A 16,400-nucleotide genomic window follows, 5' to 3' on the forward strand; every position below is an offset into this window, starting at 1 on the left:
GCGCCCGCGGCGGTGGCCCGGTCCCCGTGTCCGCGGCGGGGCGGGGCCGTCGCCGTGTGCTGGGGTCGTCGTGCGCGGGGTCGTCGGTCCTGGCCGGGGGAGCGGCGGCCGCGGAGGTCGTGGCGCTCGTGCCGCAGCCTGCGGCCAGCAGGGCGAGGGCCGCCGCTCCGGCCGTGAGGGTCTTGTTCGCAACTCGCATAACAGGTTGGACGGCCTACCCGCGCGATCAGTTCGCACGCCCGTTCCGGGGTCATGGGAGCATCCGTGCCGAAATCAGGGCGGCGGCGGAACCGTCCTTTGCGGAGCATGGGGAATCATCTGGCAGAATGTCAGGCTGGAACATCGTGACCAGGCGGGTGCCCTCTCACCCCCGCCTGTCGCGCCTGTCCCTCGGGCGGGCTCCCGTCGTGCCCCACTCGATGAGACACCGCTCACCCACGCTCTAATGCAGGAGAGACCACACCCGTGGCAGTCAAGATCAAGCTCAAGCGGCTCGGCATGATCCGCAACCCGCAGTACCGCATCGTCGTCGCCGACGCCCGGAGCAAGCGGGACGGCCGTGCCATCGAGGAGATCGGCCTGTACCACCCGAAGGAGAACCCCTCGCGCATCGAGGTGAACTCCGAGCGGGTGCAGTACTGGCTGGGCGTCGGCGCGCAGCCGACCGACCCGGTCCTGAAGATCTTCAAGCTGACCGGCGACTGGCAGAAGTTCAAGGGCGAGCCCGCCCCCGCCACGCCGCTCCAGGTCGCGGAGCCCAAGCCCGACCGGCACGCGGCGTACGAGGCCGCGGCCAAGGAGTCGCTGTCGGGTGACACCGGCGCCGCCGCCACCACGCCGAAGAAGGCCAAGAAGACCGTGAAGGCCGAAGAGACCGCCGAGGCCCCGGCCGCGGAGGAGAAGCCGGAAGGCGAGGCCTGAGGTGCTCGAGGAGGCCCTCGAGCACCTGGTCAAGGGCATCGTCGAGCATCCGGACGACGTCCGGGTCCGCGCACGGCGCATCCGCACCGGGCGTGTTCTCGAGGTCCGGGTGCACCCCGACGACCTCGGCAAGGTCATCGGCCGCGGCGGCCGTACGGCGAAGGCGTTGCGCACCGTCGTCAACGCGTTGTCGAACGGTAAGTACGTGCGGATCGACCTGGTCGACCTGGAAGAGGCGCGCTGAGCCGAACGACGTGTCCGGGGGACCCCGCACCGGGGTCCCCCGGCGTGTTTTCGGCTCCGACGGGTCTCTTCCTGGCGGCTCGCGTTGAAGCGTTGAGGCTTTCGAAGCGGTAGCGGAGGTAGGCGACAAGTGCAGCTAGTCGTGGGCAGGATCGGCCGCCCGCACGGTGTGCGGGGCGAGGTCACGGTCGAGGTGCGCACCGACGAGCCCGATCTGCGCTTCGCTCCGGGTGCGACGCTGGCCACCGACCCGGCGTCTGCCGGTCCGCTGACGGTGGAACGGGCCCGGTGGCACAAGGGGATCCTGCTGCTGACCCTGGCCGGCGTGGAGGGCAGGGACGCCGCGGAGGCGCTGCGCGGCACGCTGCTCGTCGTGGACTCGGCGGACCTGCCGCCGATCGACGACCCCGACGAGTTCCACGACCACGAACTGATCGGCCTGACGGTGGTCACCACCGAGGGGGAGACGGTCGGCGAGGTCAGCGACGTCCTCCACCACGGACAGGACCTGCTCGTGGTGGCCCGTCCCTCCCGCGACGAGGCGTACGTCCCGTTCGTCAAGGCGCTCGTGCCCGAGATCGACCTCGGCAAGGGGATCCTCGTCGTCGACGCCCCGCCTGGACTGCTCGACGCCCCAGAGGCGGAGTAGGGGCCGCAGATGCGCGTCGACATCATCTCGATCTTCCCCGAGTACTTCGCCCCGCTCGACGTCTCTCTCATGGGCAAGGCCCGCGAGCGCGGCATCCTCGACATCCACCTCCACCAGCTCCGCGACTGGACGCACGACGTCCACAAGACCGTGGACGACACGCCGTACGGCGGGGGCCCCGGCATGGTGATGAAGCCGGAGGTCTGGGGCGAGGCCGTCGACGCGGTGATCGAGGACGGGCGCGCCGCCTCCGGGGAGGACGCGCTGCCCCGGCTGATCGTCCCCACGCCGAGCGGCCGGCCGTTCACCCAGGAAGTGGCGCTGGAGTACGCCGAGGAGCCGTGGCTGCTGTTCGCTCCGGCGCGGTACGAGGGCATCGACTCCCGCGTCGTCGCCGAGTACGGCGAGCGGCTGCGCGCCGACGAGGTGAGCATCGGCGACTACGTCTTAGCCGGGGGAGAGGCGGCCGTCCTGGTGATGGTCGAGGCCGTGGGGAGGCTGCTGCCGGGGGTTCTCGGCAACGCGCGCTCCGTCGCCGACGACTCCTTCGCGCCCGGGGCCATGGCCAACCTGCTGGAAGGCCCCGTCTACACCAAGCCGCCCGTGTGGCGGGGACACGAGGTGCCGGAGGTCCTGCTGTCGGGCCATCACGGCAGGATCGCCCGCTGGCGGCGCGACGAGGCGCTGCGCCGTACGCTGGCCAGGAGGCCCGAACTGGTCGCCCGGCTCGACCGGGACGGTCTCGACAAGCACGACCGGCGCGTCATCGAGGAGTTCGGGGAGCGCCGTCAGGAGTGCCGCGAGGAACGGTCCGAGGAACGTCCCGAAGAGTGCCGTTCCACCGCCGCGTCTCGCACCGCGTTTCGCGCAGCGCCGGAAGATATGGCAGACTGAATCGCTGCTGCCTACTTCGGCATGGCCGGGTGTCCCCGGCCTGGACGTGGCAGACAAGACGTATCAAGCCAAGCACGCGTGTCCCCCTCGTCGCCGCGCCTTCGGGCCGGCCGGGTGGACCTCCGTGTGCTCATGTCAATGAGGAACCGCCGCCATGCACACGCAGATTCGAGAGATCGAGAAGGCTGCCCTTCGCAGCGACGTACCGGCCTTCCGCCCGGGTGACACGCTGGAGGTCCACGTCCGCGTCGTCGAGGGCAACCGGTCCCGCATCCAGGTGTTCAAGGGCTTCGTCCTGCGCCGCCAGGGCGGTGGCATCCGTGAGACGTTCACGGTCCGCAAGGTCAGCTACGGCGTCGGCGTCGAGCGCACCTTCCCGGTTCACAGCCCCGTGATCGAGAAGATCAACGTGGTGACCCGCGGCGACGTCCGCCGGGCCAAGCTGTACTACATGCGCGACCTGCGCGGAAAGGCCGCCCGCATCCGCGAGAAGCGCGAGGCGCAGCCGGCCGGCAAGTAAGGCTTTGAAGATCGTGGTCCGTGCCTCAGGCGCGGGCCACTTTCTTTTTGCCGGTGATGCGGTGTCCCCGGCGCTCGCCGCCGTGGACATCATCTAGGCTCAGCACCGATGGCTAGCGAGGGACAGGGGCCGGGCACGCGCCGCCCAGCCGAGGACGGGGTGGACGTGGTCGCCGAAGACGTCAAGCAGAACGCCGAGGACGGGAAGAAGAAAGGCTCGTTCTGGCGCGAGTTGCCCGTCCTGATCGTGGTCGCCCTCGCCCTGGCTCTGCTGATCAAGTCTTTCGTGGTCCAGGCGTTCTACATCCCGTCCGAGTCGATGGAGAACACGCTTCTCATCAACGACCGGGTGCTGGTGAACAAGCTGGTCTACCACGTACGCGACATCGAGCGCGGCGACATCGTCGTGTTCTCCGGCGTGGACTCCTGGGATCCCGAGGTGAAGCTCGAGGAGCCGTCCAACCCCATCGCGGCCGGGCTGCGCTGGCTCGGCACCGCGTTCGGGGTCGTGCCGGGGGAGAAGGACTACATCAAGCGGGTCATCGGCGTGCCGGGCGACAAGGTCAAGTGCTGCGACGAGCAGGGCCGGGTCACGGTGAACGGCGTACCGCTGAACGAGAAGTCGTACCTGTATCCCGGCGACGAGCCGTCCGGTCGCGATTTCGAGGTCACCGTCCCGCCGGACCGCCTGTGGGTGATGGGCGACCACCGTTCGGTGTCCTGGGACTCCCGCCTGCACATGGGTGACCCGGGCGGCGGCACCATTCCCGCCGACAAGGTGATCGGCCGCGCGTTCGTCATCGTCTGGCCGTTCAACCGGGCCAAGATCCTGCCGATTCCGGAGACGTTCGCGCAGCCGGCGCTCCAGGCCGCCCTCGGGGCCGCGCCGTTCGTCGCGGGCTTCGCGGGGGCCGTGCCGCTGGTGGCCCTGCGCCGGCGACTGGTGAGGCGACGATAGGACGTGACAGAGCCGGAGGAGGCAGCCGTGGGGGAGTCCGACGAGAGTCGCTTAGGCGCCGCCGGGCCGGTCGGGTCCGCGGACGGCGTTCCGCGGGAACCGGCGGAACCGCCGGCCGCGGGTGAGGACGAGCCGGCCGGCGACGGGAAGCAGGACCGGCCCGCGAAGAAGAAGGGCTCCGGCCTGCTGGAGATCCTCATGTACTCGCTCGGCGGGGTCGTCGTCGCCCTGCTGGTCCACACCTTCCTGCTGCAGTCGTTCTACATCCCGTCCGAGTCGATGCAGAACACGCTGCTGGTCGACGACTACGTCGTGGTCAACAAGCTGGCGTACAAGCTCGGGCCGGTGGAGCGCGGCGACATCGTGGTCTTCAAGGGCTGGGACGGCGAGGACACGATCAAGCGGGTGATCGGCGTCGGCGGCGACCACGTGAAGTGCTGCGACGCCAAGCGCCGCATCACGGTGAACGGCACGCCGCTGGACGAGGAGGGCAAGTACCTCTACCCGGGGGCCAAGCCCTCCAGCGTCGAGTTCGACGTCAAGGTCCCGCAGGGGCGGTTGTGGCTGATGGGCGACCACCGGAACGACTCGGCGGACTCGCGCTACAACATCGAAGACGGGCACCTGGGCACGATCTCCGAGGACGACGTCATCGGGCGGGCGTTCCTGCGCTACTGGCCGCTGAACCGGATCTCGTTCCTCTCCCGGCCCGGCACTTTCTCCGCCGTACGCTGATCTCACCTGCGGCTTTGCCGTCGGCGGTGGTTCCGGCCGTATCGCCGGTCCCGAATGGGGCGTAATCTGCTTGTCGTCATGACAACTGCCTATCGCCCGCGCCCGAGTGTCGTACGACGGGACTCCGGACTCTACGGCTACGAGCGGGCCCTGGCCCGGCGGGGGTTCACGCCGGTCGCCGGGGTGGACGAGGCCGGTCGCGGCGCCTGTGCCGGGCCGCTGGTCGTCGCCGCGGTGGTGCTGGGGCGGGACATCGACGGGCTGAGCGATTCCAAGCTCCTGACCGAGGCCGTGCGCGAGCGCCTCTACGAGCGGATCACGGCGACCGCCCGGGCCGTGAGCGTGGTCGTGATCCCTCCCGAGGAGATCGACTCGCGCGGCCTGCACAAGTGCAACGTCGCGGGGATGCGGCGGGCCGTCGCCGGGCTGGGGCTCGTTCCCGGTTATGTCCTCGTGGACGGCTTCCCGGTGGCCGGGCTGCCCGCGCCGTCGCTGGCCGTGTGGAAGGGCGACCAGGTCGCCGCGTGCGTGGCGGCGGCCTCGATCGTGGCGAAGGTGACGAGGGACCGGCTGATGCACGGCCTCGACGAGGCCTACCCGCAGTACGGCTTCGCCCTGCACAAGGGCTACGTGACCCCCGGCCATCGGCGGGCCCTGGCCCGGCACGGGCCGAGCCCCCACCATCGGTTCTCGTTCGTGACGGTGGCCAGGGTGACTCGTGGGGCAAGGATCCCGGCCGGGGGCCTGTGGACGGGGCAGGATGGGGACATGCGCGAGAATGAGGTTGGGACCGGTGTCGTCTGAACGGGTCGGCCTCGACAGTGGGATCTCGACGGGGAGCGGAAGAGGAGGACCGGGATGAGCGCGGAGGATCTCGAAAAGTATGAGACCGAGATGGAGCTGCAGCTCTACCGGGAGTACCGCGACGTGGTCGGCCTGTTCACCTACGTGGTCGAGACCGAGCGGCGCTTCTATCTCACCAATTCCGTCGATCTCGACGTCCGCACCGCCGAGAACGGCGATGTCTTCTTCGACGTGAAGATGCAGGACGCCTGGGTCTGGGACATGTATCGCCCGGCCCGCTTCGTGAAGAACGTGCGGGTCGTGACCTTCAAGGACGTCAACATCGAGGAACTGGCCAAGCCCGACCTCGAGATGCCCAAGGAGGGCTTCTCGAGCTGATCGTGCGCCGGCTGTCCCCAGAACGGCGTTCGGCCGCTCGGCGCGAGCCTTCGGGGCGCATCGTCGTGGCATGCGTCTCGTCGCGTACGTGCTCGTACTGGTCCTGCTGACCGCTGCCCTCACCCGGCCATCCGGTGCCGTCCGGCCCGTTGCCGCCACAGGTTCCGTCGAGCCGTACGTGGCCACGACGGCGAGGGAACCGGGGGCTGTGAGGGGCTTGGCGTCCCGGTCCGCGGACGCATCGCCGGTGCGGGCGCCCCGGCCTGCGGGTGCCAGGACGGTCGGGCCGGCCTGGTCCATCGCGCCGGCAGGCGGATCGCCGGCCGAGCCTAACCGGACTGAGGACGCCGTGCCGGCGGCGGCGCGCTCTCGTGGGCCCGCGCAGCCGTTGGGGCCGGTTGGGTCTATTGAGCCAGTGGGGCCGGTTGCGCCTGCGCCGGTCGCGCGGGGCCCAATGGGGCCGCATGGGAAGGCATCCGGCTGGCGGTGGCCGCTTGCCGGGCCCGCACGCCCGACAAGGCGCTTCGATCCGCCCCCACAGCGGTGGCTGGCCGGTCACCGGGGCGTCGACCTGGCCGCGCGGCCCGGAGAGAAGGTCCTGGCCGCAGGACCGGGACTTGTCGGCCTGGCGGAGCGGGTCGCAGGCCGGGGGGTCGTGACGATCTCGCACCCCGATGGTCTGCGCACCACGTACCTGCCGGTCCGTGCCCTGGTCCGGCCCGGTGACGTCGTCTCGGCCGGTCAGGTCATCGGCGTCGTCGAGGAGGACGCCGCCGGTCACTGCACCGCCTCCTGCCTGCACTGGGGGCTCTTGCGCGGACGTCTCTACCTGGACCCGCTCCTCCTGTTCGGCCGGGGGCAGGTCCGCCTCCTGCCCCGCTGGCCCGTCAGCGGGGCCCGCCAGGCGTCATGACGACCGAGAGGCTCATGACGGCCGGGCCGCTGGTTGGGCGTCGGCTGACGTGCGCGTCCGCAGTCCTCAAGCACGGCCCTAAAAGCACAGTCCTCAAGAGCGCTCCTCAAGCGCGGTGCGTGGTGTTTGGGTGCGGTGCTGCTGCGCGGTGCTTGGTGTATGGGCGGAGTGCTCAAGTCGGTGCTTGATGTTTTGGCGCCGTGCTCAGGCGCGGGGATGGGCCTGGCGGTAGGCGGCCCGCAGCCGCTCGATGGACACATGCGTGTAGATCTGTGTGGTGGCCAGGGAAGCGTGCCCGAGCATCTCCTGCACGGATCGCAGGTCGGCCCCGCCTTCGAGCAGATGAGTGGCGGCGGTATGGCGCAGCCCGTGCGGGCCCATGTCGGGGGTTCCCTCGACCTGCGCCAGACGGGCGTGCACGACACGCCGGACGGTGCCCTGGTCGATCCGGCCTCCTCGGACGCCGAGGAAGAGCGCGGGGCCGCTTCCCTCGCGAATCCACAGAGGCCTGCCCTGCACACACCACGCGTCCAGGGCGTGCAGGGCGGGCAGCCCGAAGGGAACAGTCCGCTCCTTGCGCCCCTTGCCCAGCACGCGGACCGTCCGGCGGTCCCGGTCCACGTCGTCCACGTCGAGGCCGCACAACTCGCTCACCCGCATGCCGGTGGCATACAGCAGCTCCAGCATCGCCCGGTCACGCAGGTCCCTGGCGTCGCCCGGCCCCTGTGTGGACAGGACGGCCTCGGCCTCGGTCTGGTCGAGTACCTTCGGCAGCCGGCGTTCGGCCTTCGCCGTGCCGAGGAGCAACCCGGGGTCACTCGCCAGCCATCCCCGCCGGTGACAGAAGGCGGTGAAGACCCGGGCGCAGGCGGAACGGCGGGCCAGCGTCGCCCTCGATCGTCCGGCCTGATGCTGGTCCCCCAGCCAGTCGCGCAGGATGGTGACGTCAAGAGCGGACACGTCGTCGTGTCCGGCGGCCCTCATATGCGCGAACAGCGAGGAGACGTCCCCGAGATACGCCCTCAGCGTGTGCGGTGACAGGTCCCGTTCGAGACGCAGATGCCGCTCGAACTGCTCCAGTACGGCGTCGAAGTCCCCGAGTCCCTGTCCTTCGTCCGCTGCCACGACGTCGTCCTTTCCCCTCGCTTCCGGCTCGATGCGGGTGCGACCCGCACCGCCCCGCGGGCGAGCCGCAGCCCGTGACCTCCGTAGTCGCGGTCACACGACGACGCGGACCGGTTGTGCCCCATCGCGCCCTGTCACTGCCCCTTGACGGCGTCCGATGCGCGCTGAGCGCACCCGTCCCGGCGAGCCCGAAAGGGGGAGGGGGAAGGAGACACGGCCCACGATCCGCATGCTATCCACCGCTCTCATTCCGGGACGCCGGCCGCACCGGCGCAGGGTGGCACCGGCGCAGGGTGGCACCCGCGACGGGGTGGCGGGCGCGGTGGTGGCGCCCGGGCCAGGGAGGCCGCCTCGGCGTCGCCTCAGCCAACGGCAATGCAATGACGCGTGCCCCGCGTTCACTCGCGCGCGGCGGGGCGGAGCCGCCACCCTCGATCCACGTTCTCGACGAACCCCGCGGCGGCCAGGGCGCCGAGGCAGGCGAGGGCTGTCCCGATGTCCACACCGGCGGCGACGGCGATCGCGGCGGGCCCCGTCGCACCGCGTGCGGGGATCGCTTCGAGCACACGTCTGGTCTCGTCGTTCAGCCCGTCGCGAGGCCGCACGGGCCCGCGTTGCTCCGGTGCCAGGTCGTCACCGATGGAGCCCACCAACTCGATGATCTCCTCCGCCGAAGTAACGCAGACGGCCTTGCCCTGACGGATCAGGACATGGCAGCCCGTGGAGACCTCGGTGGTGATGGGACCGGGCACGGCCATCAGCTGCCGGTTCAGGCCCCAGGCGTGAGTGGCCGTGTTGAGCGCACCGCTGCGCGCGGCCGCCTGCACGACAACGGTTCCCCGGGACAGGGCGGCGATCACCCGGTTGCGGATCAGGAACCGCAGCCGGGTGGGGTGTGCGCCCGGCGGCCACTCACTGATCACCACGCCCTGCTGCCGCACGGCACGGAACAGGTCCTCGTGCGCGCTGGGATAACAGACGTCCGTCCCACAGGCGAGCACGACGACCGTCGGCGTTCCGGAAGCCAGCGCGCCCCGGTGGGCGGCCCCGTCGATCCCGTAGGCTCCACCGCTGATCACCGTCCACCCGCGCCCGCCGAGACTCATGGCGAACTCGGCCGCCACGGTCGTGCCGTACGCGGTCGCGGCCCTGGCCCCGACGACGGAGACCGAGCGCAGGCAGGAGAACCGCAGATTCGCCCGTCCGTCCACCCACAGCCCGAACGGCCGTGCGTCCCCGAGGTCGTCGAGCTGGGTGGGCCATTCGACGTCACCCGGAACGACGAGCCGCGCCCCGCGTTGCGTGCCTTGCGCCAGGTCGCCTGCCGGGTCCGTGTAGCGGGCCGCCCACGCGGCCGCATGCCGGCCGAGATCCAGGTGGCGCCTGGAAGCCTCGGCGCGGTCTTTCTCATCACGTGCGAAGCCAGGGTCGAGCACGCCGCGTTTCGCCTGCTCCATCGCGCCCACCGGACCATAGCGGGCGATCAACCGGCCCATGACCGCGTCGCCTGCTTCGGCCATCCGCATGATCGCCACGCGAGCCAGTCGTTCCGCCCTCCCGGGACCGGCCGCGCCGGCGGCGTCCCCGGCCGCATCGGCGATGTCCCCGGCCAGAGGGGAGGCGCCCGCTGCCTGCGAGATGGTCTCGCCGGACGACGCGGCGCCTGCGGTGAAGAACTCAGTCGCTTCCATCAATCCACTCCGAGCCACAGTGCGAGGGCCGCCGACGTCTCGGTCTGGCCCGGACGGTCCTTGCCCGCGAGATCCGCGAGCGTCCAAGAGACGCGAAGCACGCGATCCAGGCCGCGTGCGCTGAGCGTGCCCACGTCGAGACCGCGATGGAGCGGGGCCATCGCGGCGTCGGGCAGGCGGAAGTCACGGTGCAACGCGGATGAGGACACCTCCGCGTTGGTACGCCAGGGGGTGCCGGCCAACCGTGTGGAGGCCCGCTCGCGAGCCAGCCTCACCCGCTCGGCCACGGTCGCGCTCGTCTCCACGAAGTGCCGGTCCGCGAGCAACTCGGCGCGGGTGGCCCGGCCGATCTTCACCTTCACGTCGACGCGGTCCAGCAGGGGTCCGGAGAGCCGGTCGAGATAGCGGCGCCGGCCCGCGGGGGTGCACTTGCAGGGGTGCCCGACCGTCCCCTGCAGGCCGCACGGACACGGATTGGCCGCCAGGACCAGCATGAACCGGGCGGGGAACGTGACCGCGCCGACAGCCCGTGCGATGGTCACCGTTCCCGACTCGAGGGGTTGCCGCAGGGAGTCGAGCACGGTCGTCGCGAACTCCGGTGCCTCGTCGAGGAAGAGCACGCCTCGGTGCGCGAGCGACACCGCTCCGGGCCGCACGACGCCTCCGCTCCCACCGCCCACGACGGCCGCCACCGTGGCGCTGTGATGCGGAGCCATGAAGGGCGGCCTGGTGAGCAGCGGACGCCCCGGCGGCAGCGTTCCCGCCACCGAGTGGATGGCCGACACCTCCAGGGCCTTCTCCTGGTCGAGCGGCGGCAGGAGGGTCGGCAGGCGCTCGGCGAGCATGGTCTTGCCGCTCCCCGGCGGGCCCAGCATCCAGAGGTTGTGCCCACCGGCCGCGCACACCTCCAACGCTTTGCGGCCCATCGGCTGCCCGGCCACGTCGCACAGGTCCGGCCCCGGCATGCTCCGGCCGCCGCCCTCCGGTCCTGTGGGATGCGACGCGTGCTCGGCCTGCCCGACGTGCCCGACGTGCTCGACGCGGCCAGCCTGCTCGGTGTGCTGGACGTGGTCGGCGTGGCCGATGTGCTCCTCGTCCTGCGAGAGCGAAGCGGCGTCCGCCACCACCGGAAGCCGGTGCAGGTCGCCCGAGCGCAGCCACCCCACCAGTTCGCCGAGAGTGGCGACGGGGACCACTGTGAGATCGGGCACGAGAGCGGCCTCGGCGGCGTTGAGCGCGGGCACCACGACCGTGCGCACCCCCGCCGCCGCGGCGGCGAGCGCGGCCGGCAGCACGCCTCTGATCGGCCGGACCCGCCCGTCGAGGCCGAGCTCGCCGAGGAACATCGGCGCCGCGATCGCTGCGCGGGCACGGCGCCGGCCGCACCGAGCACCGCGATCGCGATCGCCAGGTCGAAGATCGAGCCCCGCTTGGGCAACGTGGCCGGGAACAGGCTCACGGTGACCCGCGCGTCGGGCCAGGCGAACCTGCTGTTGATCAGTGCGGACCTCACGCGGCCCCGGGCTTCGCTGATCGCGGTGTCGAGAAGCCCGATGAAGTGCGTTCCGGCGATGCCGGGGCCGACATCGGCCTCGACCTCCACGAGGCGTCCGGTGACGCCCACAAGGCCGACGCAGTGGGTCCGGGCGACGGGCATCTCAGACCACCCCGCGTTCGTGCCTGAGTGAGAAGTTGCCGGCGAACCGCTCGATCGCGATCACGTCGACCCGTATCGTGTCGAAACGCTCCGTGTGCATGGACAGCCACCTGACTGCCAGCGTCCGCAGGCGCAGCAGTTTCTCACCGGTCACCGCCTCGAATGCGGTGCCGTGGCTGCGCCCGGAGCGGGTCTTCACCTCCACGATCACCAGCGCGTCGCCGTCGCGGGCGACGATGTCGACCTCGCCCTCCGCGCAGCGCCAGTTGCGGTCGAGTATGTGCATGCCCTTCGCCGTCAGAAAGGTCACGGCGAGTTGTTCACCCTGTCTGCCCAGCCGATCCTTCGCCGCCATGGGACCACCTCCGGCGCAGACAATCGCCCAAGCGGCCCCCGGCCCGGGACGCCGAACCTCTTTCTGTGGAAAAGCCCGTCCCGCGAATCGGCCGCTGTGGACGGACGGAGGAAATCGCAGGTCGGCCTGGTGAGAACGCTCTCGTCGTCCACAGCGTGGCTCAGGAGCGGAAACGAGAGGGTGACCGCGGGCAGACTGCGACCGGCATGGATACTTGCCCCGGTTCCGGGAGGCGGGTGATGGGCTCTGCCCTCACGGAGCACGCCGCCGGGCATCGGGCGCCGCAGGAATCGGCAGTGAAGAGTCGGCAGTGAGGAGTCGGGAGTGAGGAGTCGGCAGTGACCGCGAAACTGATCAGGGAACTGGGCGCGGGCGTCGGGGTCGCCCTGCCCGAGGTCCGGGTCACCGGCGAGGACCCCGTCCTGCCGTCCGTCTTCCCCCTCGGCACGATGGCCGCGGCCTCGGCCGGCGCCCTGACCGCCGCCGTCGCGGCGTACGCCGCCCGTACCGGGGAGAACGGCGCGGAAGGGCCCGGCGGCCGGCAACCGTCTCGCGGCGCGCACGGCGATCCGGACGTCACGATCGATGTCCGTCACGCCGCCGTGGCCTTCCAGAGTGAAAGGCATTTCCGCGCCGACGGGAAGGCCGTGGACGGCTGGGCCGCGCTGTCTGGGGACTACCGAACCTCGGACGGCTGGGTCCGGCTCCACTGCAATTTCGACCACCACCGTGATGCCGCCCTGCGCGCTCTCGGGCTGCCGCCCGGCTCGGGCAGCGCCGCGCCCTGCAGAGAGGACGTCGGCAGGGCGTGCGCCGACCGTACGGCGGTGGAAATCGAGGAGGCCGTGATCCGCGAGGGCGGCTGTGCGGCGGCGATGCGGAGCAGGGCCGAGTGGCTCGCGCACCCCCAAGCGCGGGCGCTGGCCGACCTCCCTCTCGTCGGCGTGTCCCGGTTGCCCGATGGGGGCGGCCAGGCGAGCGGCGACGGGCTCCCGGCAGGGACGGAGCGGCCGCTCGGCGGCGTGCGGGTGCTCGACCTGACCCGCGTGATCGCCGGGCCGGTGGCCGCGCGGGCGCTCGCGGCGTACGGCGCGGACGTGCTGCGTGTGGGTGCCGCGCACCTGCCCGAGGTACCGGGGCTCGTGGTGGAGACGGCGTTCGGCAAGCGGTCGTGCCACATCGACCTGCGTTCCGAGGCGGACAAGCTGCGGGAGTTGGTCCGTCAGGCCGACGTGGTCATCCAGGCCTACCGGCCCGGGGCCCTGCGTGCCAGGGGCTTCGGGCGGACGATCTCGCCGCCCTGCGGCCCGGCATCGTCTGCGTCGACATCTCCGCGTACGGCACGCGCGGACCGTGGGCCTCGAGGAGGGGGTTCGACAGCCTCGTCCAGATGGCATGCGGGATCGCCCACGAGAACGGCGACGGCCGGCGGCCGAGCCCCCTGCCCGCGCAGGCTCTCGACCACGGCACCGGCCACCTGGCCGCGTTCGGCGCGGTCGCCGCGCTGCTCCGGCGGGCGGCCGAGGGCGGCTCCTGGCACGTCGAGGTGTCGTTGGCGAGGACCGCGGCGTGGCTCGACGATCTCGGCAGGATCGACACGGCGGGGATGCGGCAGCCCCGGGTGGAGGATCTGCTGGCGACGATGGACAGCCCTTTCGGCACGCTCACCTATGTGACCCCACCCGGCGCCATCGACGGGCCCGGCCACATTGGACGAGCCCGCCGCCCCGCCAGGGGGAGCACCCCGCGGCATGGTGGGCTCCAACCTCCTGACGGTCGACGGCCTGAGGCATGGGGAACAGCGGCGGCCGCCTGGGGTGCGGGCCCGCCGGGGGAAGGGCGACGGTCACGTGGGTGAGGCTCGATGAGGGAAGGGCGACGGCGGCCCTCCGGAGCACATCGACGGCCCGCGGGGGGGGCGGCCACTCCGCCGGGGCCGGTCCGGACAGGCGTTCAGGAGGCCCGGCAGGCGCGCGTGGAAGGCCGCTGACGGGACGATCGCGGCCGCGTGGCGCCTACAGCAGCCGCCTGATCTCGCCGTAGGTCCGGTAGAAGCCGCCCCGGCCGGCGGGGCGCACGCCCTCGACCAGGTAGCGGGCGCCGGGCTCGCGGATGTCCTTGGGGAACTGCACGTTCCACGCCTCGTAACCCGGGCTGGTCACGCGGACGCGCAACCGCTCACCTTCGCGCACGCACTCCACGACCACTCCGTCGCCGGCGTGGCTGACGGTCTCCAGCACGACCGACGGCTCCACCACCGGAAGCGAGGCGGCGGCCTTAACGTCGAGGGGCTCGGGCACCGAACCCTCACGGGCGGCGGCGATCGCGGCCTCGCTCGCGTCGATGCAGGCCAACGACCCGTCAGTGGTGACGATGTAGAGGCGGTCGTCGAGGAACTGCATGGAGAAGGCCGATCCGCACCCGGTGCCGAGCTTCCACAGCCGCTCTCCGGACGCGGCGAAGCAGTACACCGACGAGTGGCTGTCGCCCGCGAAGACGTAACGGCCCTCCGGCGAGGTGGCGCAGGAGTAGACGGGACCGTCGCACCGGTAGACGGCCTCGATCCGGCCGTCGCTCTTGGCCAGACGGTGGACGGTACGGCGAGCGGTCGCGGCGTAGACGGCGTCCTCCTCCTGCCAGCCGAACAGGACCTGGTCGGCGGCGGAGGTGTGCCAGACGAGGGCGCCGCCGGAGGTGTCGTAGCGGGCCACGCCACCGGAGTGGCCGTGGTAGACCGCGTCCTCGTCGCACCGCACCATCCAGGCGTAGTCTCCCTGGCTCGTACGTGCCCACTGGAACTCGTCCTCGTAGTCGATCGTGGTGATCCGCCCGGCCCGGTCGGAGACGCCGAGGACGCCGTCGTGGATGTCCAGCCAGTAGATGTCGACGTCGGCGGCGATCTCGTAGGCCACCCTGGGCACCTTGCCGCTCAGGTCGTACACCTTGCCGTCGTCGCAGCCCGCGTAGATCCAGAAGTCGTCGGCCACGATGCACTTGACGCCGTCCGGCAGGCGGAAACGGCCGGTCACGGTGCCGGAGTGGGTGATCGTGTACACGTCGCCGCGCTGGTTGCCGACCCAGCAGCGCTCCTCGTCCACGAAGATGCCGAAGGCGGAGGCGCCGCTGTCGAAGCGCCACAGGACCGGCGCCTGCCGGGCGGTGGAGCGGGTGCTCACGATGGTCCTGCGGGTGACCGGCCTGCGCTGGCGCACGCCCCGGACCGCCGGGGCGTAGCCCTTGCGCAGCTTCTCGTTGATCTTCTTGGCCGCCGCGGCCCGCGCCTTGTCCTCGGTGGGGAAGTCGGTGACCTTGGTCTGCCCCGCCTCGCCGATGCGCCCGTACGTGATGGTCACCCGCGTTCCGGAGACGACGGTCTCGTAGAACTTGTGCGCTCCGCCGCCGTCCTCGGACAGCTCAAGGTAGGTCATGTCTCGCCTTCTCCAGTTAAGGCCGGCTTGATCGATTGGTCGGGAGGCTAGAGGACTGCGGCGACAATTCGCGGGCGAATGATCGGCTTCGCCGGTGGTGCATGCTCGTGCGCGCCCGCCGGCCACGCGTCGGGGCGTGTTGGCGGTGCGGGGGCGTGCTGATCCGGCAAGGGTCAACTGAAGGGGCGGATCCGGGTAGACTGTTCGACGGCCTGCTAGGCGGGCCGAATTCGCACGCCCACTCACGAGCCGCCTTCTCGGTCCGGACCGCGTCCGGTGAAAGCGGCCCGGGGCGTCAGGGCGCGGGCAAGACGCCCGCGTGACCAACCGAGACCGTGCCCGAGGGCACACGACCATGGAGGACCATCACCATGGCCCCTGTCGTCACCATGCGGCAGCTGCTGGAGAGCGGCGTCCACTTCGGCCACCAGACCCGCCGGTGGAACCCGAAGATGAAGCGCTTCATCTTCACCGAGCGCAACGGCATCTACATCATCGACCTGCAGAAGTCGCTGTCGTTCATCGACCGTGCCTACGACTTCGTGAAGGAGACCGTCGCGCACGGCGGCACCATCATGTTCATCGGCACGAAGAAGCAGGCGCAGGAGTCGATCGTCGAGCAGGCGTCGCGCGTCGGCATGCCGTACGTGAACCAGCGCTGGCTGGGCGGCATGCTCACCAACTTCTCCACCGTGCACAAGAGGCTCCAGCGGCTGAAGGAGCTCGAGGAGCTCGACTTCGACAACGTGGCCGGCTCCGGGCTCACCAAGAAGGAGCTCCTGATGCGCCGCCGCGAGAAGGAGAAGCTGGAGCGCACCCTCGGCGGTATCCGTGACATGGCCCGCGTCCCGAGCGCGGTCTGGGTCGTGGACACCAAGAAGGAGCACATCGCGATCAACGAGGCCAAGAAGCTCGGCATCCCGGTCGTCGCGATCCTGGACACCAACTGCGACCCGGACGAGGTCGACTACCCGATCCCGGGCAACGACGACGCCATCCGCGCCGTCAGCCTCCTCACTCGCGTGATCGCCGACGCCGTCGCCGACGGCCTCATGACCCGTGCGGGCGCCGGCCGCGGTGCGAGAAGCCCGCGGCGTCGCCGCCGCCGAGCCGCTGGCCGAGTGGGCAGC

15 protein-coding genes and 3 pseudogenes are annotated in these 16,400 nt (G+C 71.2%); 12 read left to right on the plus strand and 6 right to left on the minus strand.

The window, feature by feature from the left end:
* Positions 1 to 199 (minus strand): hypothetical protein (locus B1L11_RS49125; RefSeq protein ID WP_218671633.1); only part of this gene is annotated, 199 nt, incomplete at its 3' end.
* Positions 200 to 465: 266 nt separating this feature from the next.
* Here B1L11_RS49125 and rpsP point away from each other — a divergent pair.
* The 10 genes from rpsP to B1L11_RS46170 all read left to right on the plus strand — a co-directional run bounded on the left by rpsP (position 466) and on the right by B1L11_RS46170 (position 7,014).
* Positions 466 to 921: a 30S ribosomal protein S16 gene (gene rpsP / locus B1L11_RS41330; protein ID WP_079320658.1), complete on the plus strand. Its 456-nt coding sequence runs from the start codon at positions 466 to 468 to the stop codon at positions 919 to 921.
* Between the two features lies 1 nt (position 922).
* A complete protein-coding gene (locus B1L11_RS41335) occupies positions 923 to 1,165 on the plus strand; it encodes an RNA-binding protein (RefSeq protein WP_079320659.1) in 243 nt (80 codons plus the stop codon).
* A gap of 129 nt (positions 1,166 to 1,294) precedes the next feature.
* Entirely contained in the window at positions 1,295 to 1,813 is a 519-nt protein-coding gene (gene rimM / locus B1L11_RS41340) for a ribosome maturation factor RimM (RefSeq protein ID WP_079320660.1), read from the plus strand.
* Between the two features lie 9 nt (positions 1,814 to 1,822).
* The gene (gene trmD / locus B1L11_RS41345) at positions 1,823 to 2,707 is read left to right on the plus strand and encodes a tRNA (guanosine(37)-N1)-methyltransferase TrmD (RefSeq protein ID WP_079320661.1); all 885 of its coding nucleotides are present in this window, start codon (positions 1,823 to 1,825) and stop codon (positions 2,705 to 2,707) included.
* Between the two features lie 154 nt (positions 2,708 to 2,861).
* Positions 2,862 to 3,227: a 50S ribosomal protein L19 gene (rplS, locus tag B1L11_RS41350; protein ID WP_079320662.1), complete on the plus strand. Its 366-nt coding sequence runs from the start codon at positions 2,862 to 2,864 to the stop codon at positions 3,225 to 3,227.
* Positions 3,228 to 3,335: 108 nt separating this feature from the next.
* Positions 3,336 to 4,184 carry a signal peptidase I gene (gene lepB, locus B1L11_RS41355; protein WP_079320663.1) on the plus strand — a complete coding sequence of 283 codons (849 nt, stop codon included), beginning with the start codon at positions 3,336 to 3,338 and terminating at the stop codon, positions 4,182 to 4,184.
* Between the two features lie 27 nt (positions 4,185 to 4,211).
* On the plus strand, positions 4,212 to 4,919 hold the full coding sequence (lepB, locus tag B1L11_RS41360; RefSeq protein ID WP_239109004.1) for a signal peptidase I: 708 nt from the start codon (positions 4,212 to 4,214) through the stop codon (positions 4,917 to 4,919).
* Between the two features lie 78 nt (positions 4,920 to 4,997).
* On the plus strand, positions 4,998 to 5,723 hold the full coding sequence (locus B1L11_RS41365; RefSeq protein ID WP_079320664.1) for a ribonuclease HII: 726 nt from the start codon (positions 4,998 to 5,000) through the stop codon (positions 5,721 to 5,723).
* A 54-nt stretch (positions 5,724 to 5,777) separates the two neighbouring features.
* A complete protein-coding gene (locus B1L11_RS41370) occupies positions 5,778 to 6,101 on the plus strand; it encodes a DUF2469 domain-containing protein (RefSeq protein WP_036327164.1) in 324 nt (107 codons plus the stop codon).
* A gap of 454 nt (positions 6,102 to 6,555) precedes the next feature.
* Positions 6,556 to 7,014, plus strand: a complete 459-nt coding sequence (locus B1L11_RS46170; RefSeq protein ID WP_143737920.1) for a M23 family metallopeptidase — start codon at positions 6,556 to 6,558, stop codon at positions 7,012 to 7,014.
* Positions 7,015 to 7,218: 204 nt separating this feature from the next.
* Here the strand turns inward: B1L11_RS46170 and B1L11_RS41380 are convergent, their stop codons facing one another.
* The 4 genes and pseudogenes from B1L11_RS41380 to B1L11_RS41395 form a co-directional block, all read right to left on the minus strand.
* A complete protein-coding gene (locus B1L11_RS41380) occupies positions 7,219 to 8,139 on the minus strand; it encodes a tyrosine recombinase XerC (RefSeq protein ID WP_079320666.1) in 921 nt (306 codons plus the stop codon).
* 398 nt (positions 8,140 to 8,537) lie between these two features.
* Positions 8,538 to 9,830 (minus strand): DNA-processing protein DprA, encoded by a 1,293-nt coding sequence (gene dprA, locus B1L11_RS41385; RefSeq protein WP_079320667.1) that lies wholly within the window; start codon positions 9,828 to 9,830, stop codon positions 8,538 to 8,540.
* A pseudogene (locus B1L11_RS41390) lies at positions 9,830 to 11,487 on the minus strand (YifB family Mg chelatase-like AAA ATPase). Before B1L11_RS41390 ends, dprA begins: the two are co-directional and overlap by 1 nt.
* A gap of 1 nt (position 11,488) precedes the next feature.
* The gene (locus B1L11_RS41395) at positions 11,489 to 11,842 is read right to left on the minus strand and encodes a YraN family protein (protein ID WP_079320668.1); all 354 of its coding nucleotides are present in this window, start codon (positions 11,840 to 11,842) and stop codon (positions 11,489 to 11,491) included.
* Between the two features lie 875 nt (positions 11,843 to 12,717).
* Here B1L11_RS41395 and B1L11_RS55605 point away from each other — a divergent pair.
* Positions 12,718 to 13,700: pseudogene (locus tag B1L11_RS55605) on the plus strand (CoA transferase).
* Positions 13,701 to 13,857: 157 nt separating this feature from the next.
* On the opposite strand, the gene B1L11_RS41405 reads toward B1L11_RS55605, so the two are convergent.
* Positions 13,858 to 15,270, minus strand: coding sequence for a WGR domain-containing protein (locus B1L11_RS41405; RefSeq protein ID WP_079320669.1), 1,413 nt, complete (start codon positions 15,268 to 15,270; stop codon positions 13,858 to 13,860).
* A 371-nt stretch (positions 15,271 to 15,641) separates the two neighbouring features.
* Here B1L11_RS41405 and rpsB point away from each other — a divergent pair.
* Positions 15,642 to 16,400 (plus strand): annotated as a pseudogene (gene rpsB / locus B1L11_RS41410) (30S ribosomal protein S2); the annotation flags it as partial.

The sequence above is a fragment of the Microbispora sp. GKU 823 genome, from assembly GCF_002027145.1.
In the GTDB taxonomy this organism is placed as follows: domain Bacteria; phylum Actinomycetota; class Actinomycetes; order Streptosporangiales; family Streptosporangiaceae; genus Microbispora; species Microbispora siamensis.

Bases quoted from the DNA above. Each gene is read 5' to 3' on its own strand.
- trmD (WP_079320661.1), top strand. From the start codon at position 1,823: ATGCGCGTCGACATCATCTCGATCTTCCCCGAGTACTTCGCCCCGCTC.
- rplS (WP_079320662.1), top strand. From the start codon at position 2,862: ATGCACACGCAGATTCGAGAGATCGAGAAGGCTGCCCTTCGCAGCGAC.
- lepB (WP_079320663.1), top strand. From the start codon at position 3,336: ATGGCTAGCGAGGGACAGGGGCCGGGCACGCGCCGCCCAGCCGAGGAC.
- B1L11_RS41365 (WP_079320664.1), top strand. From the start codon at position 4,998: ATGACAACTGCCTATCGCCCGCGCCCGAGTGTCGTACGACGGGACTCC.
- B1L11_RS41370 (WP_036327164.1), top strand. From the start codon at position 5,778: ATGAGCGCGGAGGATCTCGAAAAGTATGAGACCGAGATGGAGCTGCAG.
- B1L11_RS46170 (WP_143737920.1), top strand. From the start codon at position 6,556: ATGGGGCCGCATGGGAAGGCATCCGGCTGGCGGTGGCCGCTTGCCGGG.
- dprA (WP_079320667.1), bottom strand. From the start codon at position 9,830: ATGGAAGCGACTGAGTTCTTCACCGCAGGCGCCGCGTCGTCCGGCGAG.
- B1L11_RS41395 (WP_079320668.1), bottom strand. From the start codon at position 11,842: ATGGCGGCGAAGGATCGGCTGGGCAGACAGGGTGAACAACTCGCCGTG.
- B1L11_RS41405 (WP_079320669.1), bottom strand. From the start codon at position 15,270: ATGACCTACCTTGAGCTGTCCGAGGACGGCGGCGGAGCGCACAAGTTC.